Genomic DNA, 17629 nt, shown 5'->3' with positions numbered 1-17629 from the left:
GAGTATGCAAGTATGAAGCGGAATCAGCGATGAGTGACGTAAAGGGGAATGGAAAAACGGCGCAGAAAAAACAAAAGCTGCCAATGGCAGCTTTTTTATTGTTTCCCGAAGGAGGCGAGCCTGATCTGCGGCACTCATGGTTAATAGCCGTGGCTGCTTCGTTCCCGACCTGACCAGGTTAGCCATGCCACGATGCGCAGGGGCCCGCCGGGAGTAATTATAACCGATTCAGGCTAGCCTGTGGGCTTAGAATGTTTCCCATTCACTCAGCCCCGTCACAGCCGCCTTCACTGGCAGCGCCCGAGCCAGCGGCTGCGGCTGCGGCTGCGGCTGCGGCTGCGTTATCCGCTGCCGCGCCTGCACACCACCCAGCCTGAACACGCTGACCACCTGCGCCAGCTGGTCCGCCTGCGTTTGCATCGCCTCGGCCGCCGCCGACGCTTCTTCCACCAGCGCCGCATTTTGCTGGGTCACTTGATCCATCTCATGGATCGCTTGATTGACTTGTTCGATGCCCGCGCTTTGTTCTTCGCTGGCATCGTTAATTTCACCCATGATATCGGTAACGAAAGTAATGCTCTGCACGATGTCTTGCATCGTAGAGCCCGCCTTGTTGACCAGGATGGAACCGGCATCGACCCGCGCCACCGAGTCATCGATCAAGCCCTTGATTTCCTTGGCGGCCGCCGACGAGCGTTGCGCCAGGCTGCGCACTTCGGTGGCGACCACGGCAAAGCCGCGCCCCTGCTCACCGGCGCGCGCCGCCTCGACCGCCGCATTCAAAGCCAGGATATTGGTCTGGAAGGCCAGGCCATCGATCACGCCGATGATGTCGACGATCTTGCGCGAGGAATCATTGATCGAATTCATGGTCGCTATCACTTGCGCCGAGATCGCACCGCCCTGGCTGGCGATCTGGGCCGCGTCGCCCGCCAGCTTCCTAGCCTTGCGCGCATTGTCGACGTTTTGCCGTACGGTCGAGGTCAGCTCTTCCATGGACGAAGCCGTCTCTTCCAGCGAACTGGCTTGCTGTTCCGTGCGCGCAGACAAATCCTGGTTACCAGCGGCAATTTCGCCGGAAGCGGTAGCGATATTGTCCGTGCCCACCCGCACTTCGCCCACGATATTGGCCAGGCTATCGTTCATGACTTTCAGCGCGTGCATCAATTGCCCGGTTTCATCGCGGCTATCGACATCTATCTGGCTGCTCAAGTCACCCGACGACACCGTTTCCGCCACCTTGACGGCGCGCGCCAGCGGCCCGGTAATCGAACGCGTGATCCAGATGGCAAAGGCGATGCCCATGGCCAGGGCCAGCAAGCCCAGCGCCAGCAAGGTGAAACGCGTGCCCTGATATGAGGCCAGCACGCCATCGGCAACCTCATCGGCCGCATGAATTTGCACTTCAGATAACTTTTTGATGGAGTCCAGATACACGAGTGCGCTCGGCATGAAGCTGCCATCAAAAATCTGCCGCCCCAGCTCACGGTCACCGGCATGCACGGTCTTGGTCAAGGCCTCGCGCGCGGCCGTAAAAGCGCTGCGGCGGCTGACCACCTCGGCGTAGGCGGCCCGCGCATCGAGATGGATCAGGTCGGCGCCTATCTGCTCTTGCAATTGCGCCAGGCGCGGCAAGGCTTGCTCGATCTGTTGCGCGAACTTTTGCTGGTCGGCAGGATCGGCGGCTTTCCACATCGCTTCCGTGCGCGTCACATTGACCTGTATCAGCTGCGCCCATTCCGCCACCAGACGCTGGTTCCTGACCGTGCCATGCACCATGTTTGAGGTCATATCGCTGGCCGCTTGCAAACGCATGAGGCCAATCACGACCAGCGCCGCCAGCAATAACAAGACCACAGCGTAGCCCACGGCAAGCCGGGTACCGATTTTCAAATTTTTCATGCGTACAATTCCATTCAACGACAGATCATGAGGGCGTGCACATGCCTCAGGGCCGCTCCAGCGACGCTGACATGTCAAGACTAGGCACGCCAGTTGGCATGCAGTAGTAGCCTGCTCAATAGGGAAAAGGCAGCGCCCGCAGGCCCATCGCATGGGCCAGTCCTGGGCAGCTTGCTTGCTGGTGGAAGGTTTTTATCCACCCGACGGCAAAAAATATTGCCGTAGGGCATGATTTTGGCAGGAATTTAATTAAAAACCAATACGGGAAGTCCGCATATGCGCGAGACGACAAGCCCTGCTACAAGCCCAGCTCTTGCCAGATGGTATCGACCCGCGCCTTCACTTCCGGCGTCATGGCAATCGTCGTGCCCCACTCGCGCGTGGTTTCGCCCGGCCATTTATTGGTGGCGTCGATACCCATCTTGCTGCCCAGGCCGCTGATCGGCGAAGCAAAGTCCAGGTAATCGATCGGCGTGTTATCGACCAGGGTGGTATCGCGGATCGGGTCGACTCGCGTGGTGATGGCCCAGATGACTTCTTTCCAGTCGCGGATATTGACGTCTTCATCGACCACCACGATGAACTTGGTATACATGAACTGGCGCAAGAAACTCCACACACCGAACATCACGCGCTTGGCGTGGCCCGCGTACTGCTTCTTGATCTGCACCACGGCCATGCGGTAGCTGCAGCCTTCGGGTGGCAGATAAAAATCCGTAATCTCGCTGAACTGCTTTTGCAGCAGCGGCACGAACACTTCGTTCAGCGCCAGGCCCAGCACGGCCGGCTCATCGGGCGGTTTGCCTGTATACGTAGAGTGGTAAATCGGATCGCGGCGCATGGTGATGCGGTCGATGGTAAATACCGGGAAGCTGTCCTGCTCATTGTAATAGCCGGTATGGTCGCCGTACGGGCCTTCAAGCGCATGTTCATAGCCGCTAGGATGGTTTTCGTCAGGATAGATATGGCCTTCGAGCACGATTTCAGCGGACGCGGGCACGCGCAGCTCGCTGCCGATGGCCTTCACCAGCTCGGTGCGGCTGCCGCGCAGCAAGCCGGCGAACTGGTATTCGGACAGGCTGTCCGGCACCGGCGTGACGGCCCCTAATATAGTAGCGGGATCGGCGCCCAGCGCAACGGCGATCGGATACGGCTTGCCCTTGTTCTGGATCGCGTGCTCGCGGAAGTCCAGCGCCCCGCCCCGGTGCGCCAGCCAGCGCATGATGACCTTGTTGCGGCCCAATACTTGTTGACGATAAATGCCCAGGTTCTGGCGCTTCTTGTTCGGGCCCTTGGTAATTACCAGGCCCCAGGTAATCAGTGGGGCGATATCACCCGGCCAGCAATGCTGGATAGGCAGGCGCGCCAGGTCCACATCATTGCCTTCCCAGACGATTTCCTGGCATTTGGCGCCGCGCAGTTCCTTGGGCGACATATCCCAGACGGCTTTGACCAGCGAACCCAGGCCCAGCAAATCCTTGAAATCCTTGGGCGGCTCCGGCTCCTTCAGGCGCGCCAGCACGTGACCGATCTTGCGCAGCTCGCTGACATCTTCGGCGCCCATGCCCAGCGCGACCCTGCGCGTCGTGCCGAACAGATTGCCCAGCACGGGGATGTTGTGGCCGGTCGGATTCTGGAACAGCAAGGCCGGTCCGCCAGCCCGCAAAGTGCGGTCGCAGACCTCCGTCATCTCCAAATAGGGTGAAATAGGGGTGGAAATGGTCTTAAGTTCACCCATTTCTTGCAGTTGAGAAATAAAATCTCGCAAATCTGAATATTTCATGTGTTTTTAATTTTTTTTGACGTCGGACGCCGTTGCTGAAGGATCTATGCCAAGTAATTGATTTTATTGGCTTTTGGCACAATGCAAGAGAAAAAGTAAGACATAAAAGTAATAAAGAATCGATTCGTTAGTATTGACTTGATATAAAACGGCTTCTACAATTCGCCCAACTTGAAGAGGACGCCGGCCCAGGGCTTGATTTTAGCGTCTCTCATTCATTCACGGAGTCGGGGCTCCACATGACATTTTAAGGAGTGTTTTCAAAAGGCGTCTGCCTTACCCCCGGTAAGAAGTTGTATTGCAACTGATCCAATACCACAGGGACCGATCAGCTCAAGCAAACAATGACGGCGTCTCTCGCGCGCACCCTACACGCGGCGACAGACGGTGATATTTCTGATGCACGGCATTGGCAGTACCGTACCGCGAGACCGCGGAGGGACTGCCTGTTGACGCGACATTTCAGGGGAACTCTATGACTCATCGCAGCACCGAAGCGTCGTTTGATGCTTCAACCGTGGCGGGCCAGCCAGCGTTAGCGCAATTGCTTGCGCGCGCAAAGGCCATTTCAGCGCGTGGCGTATTAGCCACGGCACAACATACATTGACAGTTTTCGGTATTTCCGCACTTGCACTGATCGCCCTGCTGATGTTCCGCCCTGACCTGGGTAAGCAACTGACGCACAGCCTGTTTCCGCTGCCGATGGCAGAAGCACAGGCCGTTGAAGCGCCGCATTTGTCGGCACTGATGGAAGCGCCTGCTTCCGTCCAGACCGCCGCCAACGAAGCGCCGCTGAGCAAGGAAGAAAAAGCCTTGCTGGGCACGCAACGCCAACAGCAATGGGTCACGACCTGGTTGTCGAAACGTTACCGTGTCGCCAACGACGCCACCAATATGCTGGTCTCGACGGCCTATCTGACGGCGCGTGAAATCAAACTCGACCCGCTGCTGATCCTGGCCGTGATGGCCATCGAATCGGGCTTGAATCCGTTCGCGGAAAGCCCGGTCGGCGCACAAGGCCTGATGCAGGTGATGTCGAAAATACACCACGAAAAATTCCAGGACATGGGCGGCGTACAAGCAGCCTTGAATCCAGTGGCCAACATCCGTGTGGGCTCGCTGATCCTGAAAGACTATGTGACGCGTGGCGGTTCGGTGGAAGCCGGCCTGAAAACCTATGTGGGCGCAGCAGGCTTTGCCACCGATTCGGGCTACGGCTCGCGCGTGCTGGCTGAATACCGCCGCCTGAAACAGGTCTCGACTGGCCAGCGCGTGCCGACCAATGGTTCGGTGATGGCGGCGAACGCGCCAGCGCCGGTCATCATGCCAGCCAAGGACACCGGCTCGCTGACCATCAAAGTTATGCCTAGTAACAGTATCGCCGGCCTGTGACCCTTTAAAAGCCCTCACAGGGGCGTTCAGTAAAAAAGCCACCGGGCACTTGCGTGCCGGTGGCTTTTTTCTCGCCTGCGCGATGAGCAGCGCAGGCGTATTTACTTCTGCTTACTTGCGCTTGTTGGCGCTGACTTCTTCTTCGCGGAACGTCACGGCCAGCTTGTCCAGTACGCCGTTCACATATTTGTGACCGTCGATACCGCCAAACGATTTGGCCAGTTCGACCGCTTCGTTGATGACGACGCGGTAAGGAATTTCCACGTTGTTTTTCAGCTCGTAAGCGCCGATCAGCAAGATGCCGTGTTCGATCGGCGACAGTTCAGCGATATCGCGGTCGATCAATGGGGCCACGCTGGCACGCAGCGCCAGCGAATCCTTGATGGCGCCGTACAGCAGCACCGTGAAATGATCGCCGTCCGCCTTGTCGAAGCCATGTGCGGCGCGGATATGATTGACGACCGTGGTCGCGTCCTCATTGTTCAGCAGCCACTGGTACAGCCCCTGCAGCGCAAACTCGCGCGCGCGGTGACGCGGCGTGCGGTTCTTGCTGGGGTTGGCGAGCAAATTTTTCTCAGTCATGTTGTTACCTGTTCTTAATTACTTGTTCACTACATATGCCGACGAGATTGGCCACGATATTGTTAAAACTTACCCGTCGCCAACAACTCAAGCGGGCGTGAGAAGCATGTCAGGGCAAGGCGCAAGGTCGAAGACAGTACGATTGTACGGCGAGACCTTGCAACGCAGCCATGGCGTGCTTATCACACGCGCTTAATCTTCGTCGACGTCTTGCAACTCTTCTAGCGCTTGCGCCAGATTGGCCATTTCCACTGCCACGCGGGCTGCTTCCGCACCCTTGACCAGCATGCGCACTTCCGCTTGCTCGTCGTTTTCGGTCGTCAACACGGCGTTGGCGATCGGGATGCCGTAATCGAGGCCGACACGGGTAATGCCCGCACCGGATTCATTCGATACCAGCTCAAAGTGGTAGGTTTCACCGCGAATCACGGCGCCCAGTGCGATCAGGGCGTCGAATTGCTCGGTTTCTGCCATTTTTTGCAGAATCAGTGGGATTTCAAGGGCGCCCGGCACGGTCACGTGCAGGATATCTTCATCGGCCACGCCCAGCTTGCTCAACTCACCCAGGCATGCCGACAGCAAGCCACCACCGACGATTTCATTGAATCGTGCCTGGACGATACCGACGCGCAAACCTTCGCCGGCAAAATTGGTTTCATATGTTCCTACAGTCATGATGATCCTCTTATCTGGTGATCAGCGCCGGCTGTGCCTGGCACTGTATTGCATCAATTGTATTCGTTACTACTATTGTTTACTGCTGGCCCGGATGGCACTGAAAACCCGTCACTTCCAGGTCAAAACCGACCATCGACGGCATCTTGCGCGGGCTGGCCAGCAATTGCATCTTGCTCACGCCCAGGTCGCGCAGGATTTGCGCGCCGATGCCGTAGCTGCGCAGGTCCATGCTGGCCGCGCGGCCTTTCGGCTTGGCTTGCGGCGTATCGAGTGCGGTGAACTGGGCAAACAGCTCGCCCGACGTTTCGCCGCAGTTCAACAGCACCATCACGCCGCGCTCGGCTTTTTTGATCGCTGCCAGCGAGGCTGCCACCGTCCACGAGTGGGTGGTCGCTTCGCTTTCCAGCACGTCCAGCAGGGAAACCGGCTGATGCACGCGCACCAGCGCTTCCAGGCCAGGGGCCAGATCGCCATGCACCAGCGCCAGATGGGCCGAGGCGCTAGGCTTGTCGCGGAAGGCGATCAAACGGAAATCGCCATGGGCCGTGCGCAAGGTGCGCTCGGCAACACGCTCGACCAGCGACTCGGTCTGGCTGCGGTAATGGATCAGGTCGGCAATCGTGCCGATCTTCAAGCCATGTTGCTCGGCAAACACCAGCAAGTCTGGCAGGCGCGCCATGGTGCCGTCGTCCTTCATGATTTCGCAAATCACGGAAGCGGGCGTCAGGCCGGCCATGGCCGTCAGGTCGCAACCGGCTTCGGTATGGCCTGCGCGCATCAGCACGCCGCCCTTTTGCGCTTTCAAAGGGAAGATATGGCCAGGCTGGACGATATCGCTAGGCTGCGTGCCCTTGGCAACGGCCACTTCGATGGTCTTGGCGCGGTCGGCGGCGGAAATACCGGTCGTCACGCCTTCGGCTGCCTCGATGGAGACGGTGAAGTTGGTGCCATAGGCGGTGCCATTGCGCGAGGTCATCATCGACAGATTCAGCTCGTCGCAACGCTCTTCCGTCAGGGTCAGGCAGACCAGGCCACGCGCGTGGGTGATCATGAAATTGATTGCTTCAGGCGTCACGAAATCGGCGGCAAGCACCAGATCGCCCTCATTTTCCCGGTCTTCTTCATCGACCAGTATCACCATGCGGCCGGCGCGCAATTCGGCGACGATCTCTTCGGTGCTGGAAATAGACATCTTTGATCCTCTTAGTGAAACGGACATTGAAACTGGAACAGCATCTGCGAAACTTCCGCGCATTTCCGGGAATTTTCTTATAACCTGCTATTTTAAAGGATTTAGCGATTGCAAACCTGAAATAGACCGCACCTCCGCAAACATCGTGCCGGCCCGGCAACATGCTACTGCTGCGATCTTGCGCCAGCCAGCCGCGCGGCGCAGTCTGCTCAAATGGCCTAAGATTGGCCTGCCAGACAGCATCGGCGCTTCCCCGCACTCTCCCGCATCTCCCTCTGTTCTTCCACCCCACACACAGGAGCGGCAGCATGAAAACTAATGGATCGGCCATCTGGTCAGGCGGCATCAAGGATGGCAAGGGCGCCATCAGCACCCGCAGCGGCGCATTGCAAGACTATCCCTACGGCTTTGCCAGCCGCTTCGAAGGCAAGCCCGGCACCAATCCCGAAGAATTGATCGGCGCGGCCCACGCGGGCTGCTTCACCATGGCCTTGTCGCTGATCCTCGGCGAAGCGGGCCTGACGGCAGAAAAAATGGACACCACGGCGGAAGTCACGCTCGACAAGGCCGACGACGGTTTTGCCATCACGGCCGTGCACCTGGTGCTGAAAGCCAAGATTCCAGGCGCCGACCAGGCAAAATTTGCGGAATTGACAGCCAAGGCCAAGGCCGGCTGCCCCGTATCGAAACTGCTGAAAGCCAATATCACCCTGGACGCGACCCTGCTGCCTTAAATCTTCGGCACCGGCTTGACCGGTTCTACAGGCGCAACGGGCGCCACCAGCGGCTTTTGCGACTCGCTGGCTGGCAGGGACCGGTTCATCAAGCCGGGATTCAAGGCAACATTGTTCAGGTTATAAGCAGCAATGGCCGCTGCCACGGACGGATCTTGCGATGAGGGCAAAGGCACGGCCTGGCCCGCGTTCTGGGCGGCGAGCTGCTGCGCCTGCGCATTTTGCTGCGCCTGCTCCGCCTGCGCAGTCGTCGCCCATCCCTGATCGGCCTGCAATTGCAACTGGCTGGCCAGCGCTTGCGCACGGTCGGCCGCCGCTTGGGCAGCGATTTGCGCATCGCTGGCCGCCAGCTGCGCCCGCGCCGCCTCGTCGGCCGCCACTTGCGCCTGCTGTTGCAGCTGCGACTGCTGCAACTGGGTTTGCCGCACATCGTCCAGCCGTGCCTCGTCCATTCTTGCCGATACCTGCTGCTGGTCCTGGCGCTCGGTATCGAGACGCTGGGTATCGATACGCTGACTGTCGATACGCTGCGCCTGCAACTGATCTTGCTGCTGGCCCTGCGGTTGAGTCTGCGCAATGCCGGCCTGCTGCAACTGCTGCCGCTGGGCTTCCTGCAAGCCCTGGGTCAGCTCTTCCGTTTCCAGTTGCTGCTGCACTTCCAGTTGCCGCTGTGTAATAGCGTCCACCTGCTGCAAGGCTTGCTCATCGTTCAAAATCCGGCTATCGGTCTGGGCTTGCACTTGTGCCTGCAATTGCGCTGCCGACAAGGGTACTGCCGGCACGGCCTCGCCGCTCAAGTCCGCTTCGACGGCCGCCGTGGTGGCCGCCAGCCCGCCCTGCTGCTGGGCCAGCACGGCGCCCACCTGGGCCAGCACATCCGTTCCCTGCTGCAAGGCGTCCAAGGTGGCGCCACTGTCGGCCGCATACGCCGCCTGCAGTATTGGCGCGTCGACTTGTTCATTGCGCAGATCGATACCGATGCCGGCCAGGTCCGCCTGCGTCAGCAAGGAACCATCCTGGGCCAGCGCAGCCGCCGTATCCGTGCTGCCGTCGCCAGCCAGCAAATCGTAACGTTGGGCAAGGTTGTTTTGCGGATCGCCCGTCAATAACTGGCTGGCGTCGATACCGCTGGTTTGCAGCTGGGCAAACGATTGCGTCAATTGCTGGGCCAGCGCCACCAGATCGGCATCGCGGTTGACGGGCGCCGCGCCCTGGCTGGCCTCATCGGTGGCGCCCTGCAGGGCCAGCAACTGCCGGCGCGACAAGGCTACGCCAGACAAAAACTGTCCCAACGGCGAAATATCGACCAGGGTAGAAGAAACCAGGGGGATTGCTATATTTGCAGCCGCAGTGGGAGACACTGGCGCCAGCGCACCGGCCTGCCCCACCTTGGGTGTGGCCGGGATGATATTAGGCAAGGTCGCGCGCGAAATCGGATCCATGACAGCCCTCCACTGCGGAAAGCTTCATAGTATGCGTCTCTGAAGAAAAAGCAACGCACGCCTGACAGTGGTCAGGGGTTTTAGCGTACTAGCATGCTCACCCTGATGAAGCTCGGCAAGCACCATTGACAACTAACCATGTTGGCTCAACACGGGTTGTTATTATGCATCCCTATTTAAGGGCTGCAAATGCACGATCAGTGGCCTCCCTAGTCCGATCAAATTCATCTTTAATCAACTGTTCAGCTATCAATACTGCCTTGTTGTTGCCATCAAAAAACAACATTAACATTTTCTCCATTGAGTGACGAGACAACTTTAACCGCTCAATGCTCTCGCAGCTACTTCTGGTGAAATAAATTTCACTTTTGGTCACGACATCACCAAACTCATCGTTATGATCTTTTGCCGCCTTTGTATCTTGCCACTGATAAGAATTAAAAAAGCTATTAAACAGTTTGAGATGCTTCCAAAACTCATCGTCCGTATAAAACGAATGGTCAGTCATCGTTGGCCTCAGATATCATATTTTAAATATTCCGTCCAAATCAGAAGCTACTGTTTTATCCAGCTGCTCAGATATTGAATTGAAATCAAACGCATAGACACCGAACAAAACCGTAGCGAGCGGAAGGTAGAGGTGGCTAAGAAGCGCAACCGTACTTTAGTACGGTGAGCATCGCAGGCCGCCTATACCGACGCGCAGTAGGTTTTGTCGGTGTTCTACGCCGCGGACTTTTCCAAAGACAACATGCGCTCGACATAACGGGCGATCAAGTCGATTTCCAGGTTCACTTTCGCCTCGACCTTTACATGTTTCAAGGTCGTCATGGCGATGGTGTGGGGAATCAGGTTGATCGAGAAACGGCAGCCGTTGACGGCGCCCGGACCCAGGTCTTCCACGCGGTTGACGGTCAGCGACACGCCGTTGACGACCACGGAACCCTTGAGGGCCAGGTATTTCGCCAGGTCCTGCTGCGCTTCGATGACCAGTTCCCACGATTCGCCCACGGCTTCGAACTTGCGCACGATGCCCAGGCCATCGACGTGGCCAGAGACCAGATGGCCGCCCAGGCGCTCGGCCAGGGTGAGCGCTTTTTCCAGGTTCACTTCGGTGGTGGTGTCGAGGCCCACGGTGCAATTGAGGCTTTCGCGCGACACGTCGACGGTAAAGTTGGTGTCCGACTTTTCCACCACCGTCATGCATGCGCCATTGATGGCGATCGAATCGCCCAGCGCCACGTCGGCCAGCGGCAAGCCGCCTGCGTGGATAGACAGGCGCACGCCTGCATCGAGGCCGCCTTCGAGCGGCAATACGGTTTCAATCTTGCCGACTGCGGCAACAATTCCTGTAAACATGGTCAACCTGTAAAAAGTAAGAGTGATTAATTGCGTTCGGTGAATCTTGCAAGGATACGCACATCTGCGCCGACCTGCTGAACCTGGTGAAATTGCAAGGCGTATTTTCCGCTCAAATCCGTCAGCGCGGGCAAGCTGAACATGCCTTGGGCGTCGCCGATCACGGTGGGCGCCAGGTAGACCAGCAACTCGTCGACGCAGCCTTCGCGTATCAGCGAACCGTTCAGCTTGGCGCCTGCCTCGACATGGACTTCATTGATCTGGCGCCGGCCCAGTTCCAGCATCAGTTCGGGCAAATCCACCTTGCCGGCCGCATTCGGCAGCAGGATGATTTCCGCGCCCAGGGCGCTCAATTGCGCTTGCTTTTCAGCATTAGCCACGGCCGCCACGATCCAGGTGCCGCCCCCTTGCAGGATGCGCGCATCGAGGCTGATCTCGAGCCGGCTGTCGATCACGATGCGGCGCGGCTGGCGCGGCGTTTCCACGGCGCGCACATTCAATTGCGGATCGTCGGCCTTGACCGTGCCGATGCCCGTCAGGATGGCGCAGGCGCGCGCGCGCCAGGCATGGCCATCGGCGCGCGCTTCCGGCCCTGTGATCCATTGACTCTGGCCATTGTGCAAGGCCGTCATGCCGTCGAGGCTGGCCGCCGTTTTCATGCGCACCCAGGGTTTGCCGCGCAACATGCGCGAGAAAAAGCCGATATTCATTTCATACGCTTCGTCTGCCAGCACACCCGTGGTGACGGCGATGCCGGCCGCTTCCAGCTTGGCCAGGCCCTGCCCTGCCACTAGCGGGTTCGGATCCGTCATGGCGGCCACGACACGGCCCAGCCCGGCGCGCACCAGCGCATCCGAACATGGCGGCGTGCGGCCATGGTGGTTGCACGGCTCCAGGGTGACATAGGCCGTGGCGCCACGCACGTCGTTGCCGCGCGCCCTGGCGTTAGCCAGCGCTTGCACTTCGGCATGATCATGCCCGGCCGCCTGCGTCACGCCGGCGCCGATCACCAGGCCATCCTTGACAATCACGCAGCCGATACGGGGGTTGGGCGAGGTCGTGTACAAACCGCGCGCCGCCCATGCCAACGCCAGGCGCATGCCATCTACATCATTGAGTATTTCCACAGGCTACTTTGCTTGAAGGTTGCTGAAAAGGTTACTGATAACAACTGGACCGGTACTGCACAGCTAGCTTTCCGCCACGCCGCTGCAATTGACCGCCTGCTGCGGGTCGCAGATGCGCACCCTGCCCAGCATATTGATTTTAATATGTCGTCGCTGTTTTCCTGAAATCAAGGACATCGTACCCCAGCGCGCCGCCAGGCTATTGCTGGCGCTACAACTGCGGCCTGCTCCATTATAGGCAATATAAAACGGCGCCGTGCCCGATGTAAAAGCAAACTGGACGCTGATGCCCGCTGCCAGCGGCCCCTGGCGTAACAGCAGCTCGTCGCCCTCATCGAACACCAGGTTGCTATTACGGTCGATAAACACCAGCCAGCCCGTGCGCCAATCCGTGCCGCCAGGCCCGGCCGGCATCAGCAACACGCGCCGGCCACGCGCCATCGCTAGCGCCCGCGTCAATTCGATGGCGGAAAACAAGTCCGTGGACGCGGCCCGCAGCCGCTGGCGCTCCAGCATCTGCTGCAGGCTGGGCAAGGCAGCGGCCGCCAGCAAGCCGGTGATCGACAACACGGCCAGCAATTCCAGCATGGTGTGACCAACCGGCCCGCGCGAGCGTAAATATCCTGACATCAGTCACCTCCATCAACCCTGGCTAGGGCCAGCAATGGGCGGCCGGCCCGCTGCTGCCGCGCACACCGGCGCTGTTCAAGCTCAGCACACCGCAATCGGCATCATGGAATTGCTGGTCCACCCTGGGCGTGCCCGGCAAGGCGCGCAGCAAGACGCATAGCTTTATCTGCATGCCAGGGCAGGCCACGGCCTCGATTTCATAGGCGCTGCGGCCTGCATTGCCTTCAGGACCATCGCCAGACCACCACTGGAATTGCTTGGCAGACGGCTCCGTCGAAGCTGCCGAAAAGAGCAGATAGCTATTATTTTGCGAGTAGTAACGTTCCTGCTGCTGCATCAATTGCAGCAAGCTTGCCTGCCCCTGCACCCGTTTGGCCCGCACGACATGGCCGTAGTAGGCGGGCAAGGCCAGCGCCAGCAACAGCGACAGAATCACCAGCACGGCCATCATTTCGACCAGGCTGAACCCCTGCCTGAGCGCAGAAAAAAACAGTGTGCGTGACATGGCCCGCCCTTTCAATAGTGACAACTACTTCTTGGCAGCCTCATGCAATTCGCGCCAGTTCGCCACTTCGCGCCAACTCAGGCGTTTGGCCGGCAGCGGCGCGCTGGCCACCTTGACGGCAACCCCCGGCACGCCGGGCTGCACCACGGCAAATTGCTTGCGCCCCTCGGCCCGCCCGGCCGCTGCCGCCGCCCCGACGCTGCTCTTGATTTCCAGCACCAGCGGCGGCGCACGCGCCAAACCGTCCAGCAGGCGTCCCGTGATCGCGCCCGCCTGTGTCAAGCCCACGCTATCGGCCGCAAAGCCACTGAGCACATCGAGTACATACAATCTTGTGGCCGGCCTGGCGCAGGCATCGCGTCCCGGCAAGACGGTATTGAAAAACACCTGGCCGGCAGCCAGCACGGGGCTATGCACGCTGCGCTCGCCCGTCTGCGCCGTGCCGTTAAAATCCAGATACCAGCCATGCCTGACGCCCGCATCGTCCGTGGCCGCATCGGCGTAACGCAGCTCGGCGCCAGTGACGGCATAAGCATCCGTCGCTACGCCCAGGCTGCGCTGCTGCAGGCTGGCACGGCTGCGCGTGGGCGCCAGTTCACTCAAATCATCGTGGACGGCATATAACGATTGCGGCGACAGGGCAGCGGGCCAGGTGTCGGCGACTTCGACCAGCTTGCCCGTACCGAACAGCAGCAGATAGCCGGCGCCCGGCCCATAAGCCACTTTCACTTGCTGGGTGATAGGCTGGCGCACTCCTTTCGCATCGCGCGCGACAAAGATGAGTTTGCGCGCCCCGCCATCGCTCCACGGCGGCCCGCCAGTAAAATCGATGCGCCAGAGATTGCCTTGCAAATCGCCCGCATAGGCGTAAGCCAGCGCGCCATCGTTGCCAGCCACCAAGGCGGGCGGCGCCAGGGCTTGCGCCGCCACGCCAGCGTCGTCACCCTCTGCTTGCACCAGCGGCACTTTCAAGCGATAGTAATTACTGCCCAATTGCCATGAGGCACTGGGCGGCTTGTCCAGCGCCAGCAAAAAGATGGCGGCGGCCGGCTTGACTAGTGCATGAGCATCGTCCAGCGTATTGTTATAGCCGCTGGAGACAACCACAAAATCACGGTAGACGGGCAGGCCATCCTTGCCACTCACCCTCAGCCGGGCAAAACTAGGCGCCGCACGCAGATTACCCATGGTGCTGTCATCGCGGTCGGTAAATTCCCATAAGGCACCCGTTTGCGCGAAACGTTCCGGGTCCGTCACATCGAGGGCGAACAGACCTTGGGCGCCACCGCCCATGCCGGACACCAGCACCGTTTTCCAGCGCCCCAGCACCAGTACTTCCGCGCTGGCGGCGGCGCCATCGAGCAGCGGGCCAGCGTCGTAGTGGGTGCTTGCACTGGCGGCCGCGCCGTGCAGCAGGGCTTGTGGCAAATAAGCAAACAGCTCGCTACCGGTCTGCGCATCGACACCGTGCAGCAAGCCATCGTTGGCGCCCAGATACAGCATCTTGCGCCGCGTTTGCAGCAATGTGCGGTGCAGCGCGTAATCCGCGCCCGACACACCCAAGGATGGCGTGCCCACGTACACCAGGTTGCCATACGGTGCTGCGCCCAGGGTACCCGTGCGTCGGCGCAGCACGCCACCGGGCTGGCCTACTTCGCGCGTCCGCTCCCCCTGCAGATACTGGATGCGCGCGACACCCAGGCCATCCTGGCCATCGAAGATACTGCGCTGGCTGGCATCGAGCCGGGACCATTGCAGCGGAATCAATATACCCGCCGCGCCTGGCGTATAAATGGGCCGCATGGCCTGGCCAGCCACCCACAACGGTTTGCCGGCAATCACGGCGCCATCGGCGCCCAGCGTAAACGGCAGGCGCGACAGGGTCATGCTGTTCTCAGCCAAGCGCAGCTGCGACTGAAAAAGATAGGCGTTTTCTGCGCCGCTGGCCAGCGCCATCAAGGATGGACCGGCCATCGCGTCAGACACGCCATGGTCGGCCGCCACGAAAGCAGCGCGCACGCCAGCGATCAGGGCAACGGGGTCGCTGCCCTGCAAATAATGGCTGGGCAGGCCGCCATCCGCATCATGATCACCGCCATATCTGGCGGCCAATAATAGCGGCGTGGTAGCGGTGGCAGCGTTATTACTAGGTAGCAAGTCCCCCGCATAATGGGTCAGCAAGCCCGGCGTGCCGCCGGGACGTAGCGCCGACACATGCGACCAGTAGGCCAGGCCCGCCGCATGAAAACTGGCGCCGCCCATGCCGTCCGCCAGCCATTCCAAGCCCGCCAGATTACCTTCCAGCGCCCCCACCGCCCGCGTCCAGGCCATCACGTCCAGCGGTGGCGCGACAAAACCATCGACACCGCGCGCGCGGTCGCCCGGATCGTCCCTTTTATTGGGCAAATTGCCCGGCACAAAACGGTCGCCCGCCATACCTGCGTCGCCGAGACTCATAACAATATGGCGCTGGCAACTGGCCACTTGCGGGTCAGTCCATGGCGTAAGGACAGGCAAGCCATCATCGACGGCTTGCGCCACTGCAGCGCTGGCTTGGCGTCCCTGCAGATAACGCAAGGATTCATATAGCAGTTCAGCCAGCGGCGCCGCCCTGGCATAACTGCCCGGCAGTTGCGCATTACTGCGGCCCACGGTATTGATGTAAGTGGTCACCCCGCCGCCACGGCCCGTGTACACGCCGGTCAGCGCAGACCATTCGGCGTCCGAATAGTCTTGCGGCAGGAAGTCGGGCAATAAAAAACGCTGCGCTCCCAGCTGCGCCAACGGTGCGCGCAATACGCCACCGTACAGATGGGTGTCCGTCGATGGCATCGTATTCAAGTGGCCAAAAACGCCGATGCGCAGCCTGCCGCCATGGCGCTGCACGGCGCCCACCGGCTTGTAATTCTTGCGGTAAGCCATGCACAAGTCTGGCCGCAGCGGGCCTTCCACGGCATCGCAGACGCGCACGCGGGCCAGGAAGGCGCCCAAGCCAGCTGCCGTGCCGGGCGACTCGCAACTGCCAGCCTGCGCCAGCGCGCCAGCGCCAAACAGCAAGCGGTTACGGCAAGAGACGATGGCCAATTGCGCCACCGAAAATGGCGTGGCCGTTTGCACGCCCTGGTGCAAAAGCTTGCGAGGGAAATAGGCGGCATGGGCGTAAAAGTCCATGCCGGCCTGGCCGTCGGGAAGATAGGCCCGCTGCAATACCGTCTTGCGCACTTCATCAATCACCCGGTCGCCACCCGTGACGGCGTAGCGCACGATGTCGAGCATGCTGGCGCCGGCCCAGTTCAAAAAGTTGCCGCTGAAGCTGTCGCCGCCACAGCCATGCTGGGTATTGGCCGGCTTGAGCACGGAGAAGTAAGCGGTCGCTACGCGCAAATCCGGCACGCTGGCGCCACCCTGGCTGCGGTAAGGATAAACATAGCAGGAGCGCGCATCGAAATAGCCCACATACTCGCGTGTAGGCGCGTACTCATCAACATAGGCCGCAGCCGCAGCCGCATGGGTGAACGACAGGTTGAGCAGCACATTGGGCGGCACCCTCGCCCCTTGCAGGCCGACATCGGCCCGGTTCAAATCCACCGTCGGCGTGGCGCCCCGTGCGCCGGCAACGATGAAGAAAAACAAGCCCACCAGCACCAGCCAGCGCAACGCTTTCATGGCGCCGCCTCCGCCATCTGCTTGCGGTAATAGGTTTGCAGCACCACCTGCGTATCCTCGCTGGCGCCAAAACCGATGGCGGTTACGCGATAGAGATAACTGGCGGGCGCAGCAGCACCGGCCGGCGCGCCCGCCTCTTCACCCGGTGCGTGAAACGGCAGCAATTCAATCAGGTAGCGGGGGCGCCGGAATGGCAAAAAGCCCTGCCCCGTCTGCATGGGAGCGCCCGTAAAACGGCCATACGCGACTGTCGCCCCCTCATCGTCAGCATCGAGCTCATTAACTAGCCATACCGGCGGCGCCGGTTCGGCTGCTGGCAAGCACAGGCCCGGTTGTTCGCCACAGCTTGCCGCAAAGCCAGCCGCGCTGTCTGGCGCGAACAGGCCGCTGCGGCCTGGCGCGCCCGGCTGGCCTTCGATGTCGCGTTCCGCATCCATCAGCGCCTCCTCTGCGGCGTGAAAAGCAATATGCCGGTCGCGCTCGCCGCGCGCAGCTTTTTCTCCCAGCAAAGCCATTTGCGCCGCCGACACGCCCAGCAACAGTATGAGCAGCAGCAAACACAGCGTAAACACCAGCGCCATGCCGCGCTGCACGGAAGTCCTCAGGATTTTCTTTTGACGGCCCGACATCAGGGTT

General features: G+C 60.3%; 15 protein-coding genes and 1 other RNA gene. 2 read left to right on the top strand and 14 right to left on the bottom strand.

All coding sequences use genetic code 11. The features are described from left to right. Positions 1 to 110: 110 nt before the first annotated feature. The 3 genes from ffs to ubiD form a co-directional block, all read right to left on the bottom strand. Positions 111 to 209: signal recognition particle sRNA small type (ffs, locus tag HDE72_RS17735), an RNA gene on the bottom strand. A gap of 37 nt (positions 210 to 246) precedes the next feature. Then, a complete protein-coding gene (locus HDE72_RS17730) occupies positions 247 to 1902 on the bottom strand; it encodes a methyl-accepting chemotaxis protein (protein ID WP_183743321.1) in 1656 nt (551 codons plus the stop codon). 298 nt (positions 1903 to 2200) lie between these two features. Then, positions 2201 to 3685, bottom strand: coding sequence for a 4-hydroxy-3-polyprenylbenzoate decarboxylase (ubiD, locus tag HDE72_RS17725; protein WP_183743319.1), 1485 nt, complete (start codon positions 3683 to 3685; stop codon positions 2201 to 2203). A 475-nt stretch (positions 3686 to 4160) separates the two neighbouring features. Here ubiD and HDE72_RS17720 point away from each other — a divergent pair, with 475 nt between their 5' ends. Next, a complete protein-coding gene (locus HDE72_RS17720; protein ID WP_183743317.1) occupies positions 4161 to 5078 on the top strand; it encodes a lytic transglycosylase domain-containing protein in 918 nt (305 codons plus the stop codon). A gap of 111 nt (positions 5079 to 5189) precedes the next feature. Here HDE72_RS17720 and nusB read toward each other — a convergent pair whose 3' ends face one another. The 3 genes from nusB to ribBA all read right to left on the bottom strand — a co-directional run bounded on the left by nusB (position 5190) and on the right by ribBA (position 7530). Then, positions 5190 to 5660 (bottom strand): transcription antitermination factor NusB, encoded by a 471-nt coding sequence (gene nusB, locus HDE72_RS17715; protein ID WP_183743315.1) that lies wholly within the window; start codon positions 5658 to 5660, stop codon positions 5190 to 5192. Between the two features lie 192 nt (positions 5661 to 5852). After that, on the bottom strand, positions 5853 to 6335 hold the full coding sequence (gene ribH / locus HDE72_RS17710; RefSeq protein WP_183743313.1) for a 6,7-dimethyl-8-ribityllumazine synthase: 483 nt from the start codon (positions 6333 to 6335) through the stop codon (positions 5853 to 5855). 79 nt (positions 6336 to 6414) lie between these two features. Next, a complete protein-coding gene (gene ribBA, locus HDE72_RS17705; protein WP_183743311.1) occupies positions 6415 to 7530 on the bottom strand; it encodes a bifunctional 3,4-dihydroxy-2-butanone-4-phosphate synthase/GTP cyclohydrolase II in 1116 nt (371 codons plus the stop codon). A 308-nt stretch (positions 7531 to 7838) separates the two neighbouring features. On the opposite strand from ribBA, the gene HDE72_RS17700 reads away from it, so the two are divergent. Then, positions 7839 to 8264 (top strand): OsmC family protein, encoded by a 426-nt coding sequence (locus tag HDE72_RS17700; protein WP_183743309.1) that lies wholly within the window; start codon positions 7839 to 7841, stop codon positions 8262 to 8264. On the opposite strand, the gene HDE72_RS17695 is transcribed toward HDE72_RS17700, so the two are convergent. The 8 genes from HDE72_RS17695 to HDE72_RS17660 all read right to left on the bottom strand — a co-directional run bounded on the left by HDE72_RS17695 (position 8261) and on the right by HDE72_RS17660 (position 17622). After that, a complete protein-coding gene (locus tag HDE72_RS17695; RefSeq protein ID WP_183743306.1) occupies positions 8261 to 9706 on the bottom strand; it encodes a hypothetical protein in 1446 nt (481 codons plus the stop codon). The genes HDE72_RS17700 and HDE72_RS17695 overlap by 4 nt on opposite strands. Before the next feature lie 172 nt (positions 9707 to 9878). Then, a complete protein-coding gene (locus HDE72_RS17690) occupies positions 9879 to 10214 on the bottom strand; it encodes a hypothetical protein (RefSeq protein ID WP_183743304.1) in 336 nt (111 codons plus the stop codon). A gap of 215 nt (positions 10215 to 10429) precedes the next feature. Continuing rightward, positions 10430 to 11065 (bottom strand): riboflavin synthase, encoded by a 636-nt coding sequence (locus HDE72_RS17685; RefSeq protein ID WP_183743302.1) that lies wholly within the window; start codon positions 11063 to 11065, stop codon positions 10430 to 10432. A 26-nt stretch (positions 11066 to 11091) separates the two neighbouring features. Then, positions 11092 to 12192 carry a bifunctional diaminohydroxyphosphoribosylaminopyrimidine deaminase/5-amino-6-(5-phosphoribosylamino)uracil reductase RibD gene (ribD, locus tag HDE72_RS17680; protein WP_311735247.1) on the bottom strand — a complete coding sequence of 367 codons (1101 nt, stop codon included), beginning with the start codon at positions 12190 to 12192 and terminating at the stop codon, positions 11092 to 11094. A gap of 63 nt (positions 12193 to 12255) precedes the next feature. Continuing rightward, positions 12256 to 12822 carry a GspH/FimT family pseudopilin gene (locus tag HDE72_RS17675; RefSeq protein ID WP_260176775.1) on the bottom strand — a complete coding sequence of 189 codons (567 nt, stop codon included), beginning with the start codon at positions 12820 to 12822 and terminating at the stop codon, positions 12256 to 12258. A gap of 22 nt (positions 12823 to 12844) precedes the next feature. After that, a complete protein-coding gene (locus HDE72_RS17670) occupies positions 12845 to 13327 on the bottom strand; it encodes a type IV pilin protein (RefSeq protein WP_183743299.1) in 483 nt (160 codons plus the stop codon). A gap of 24 nt (positions 13328 to 13351) precedes the next feature. Further along, positions 13352 to 16993 (bottom strand): pilus assembly protein, encoded by a 3642-nt coding sequence (locus tag HDE72_RS17665; protein WP_183743296.1) that lies wholly within the window; start codon positions 16991 to 16993, stop codon positions 13352 to 13354. Further along, the gene (locus HDE72_RS17660; protein ID WP_260176774.1) at positions 16990 to 17622 is read right to left on the bottom strand and encodes a pilus assembly PilX family protein; all 633 of its coding nucleotides are present in this window, start codon (positions 17620 to 17622) and stop codon (positions 16990 to 16992) included. The genes HDE72_RS17665 and HDE72_RS17660 overlap by 4 nt, the downstream gene beginning before the upstream one ends. Positions 17623 to 17629 lie beyond the last annotated feature (7 nt).

It is taken from the genome of Janthinobacterium saanense, assembly GCF_014200675.1.
Classification (GTDB): domain Bacteria; phylum Pseudomonadota; class Gammaproteobacteria; order Burkholderiales; family Burkholderiaceae_D; genus Janthinobacterium.
This window is presented reverse-complemented; position numbering and strand designations above follow the sequence as displayed.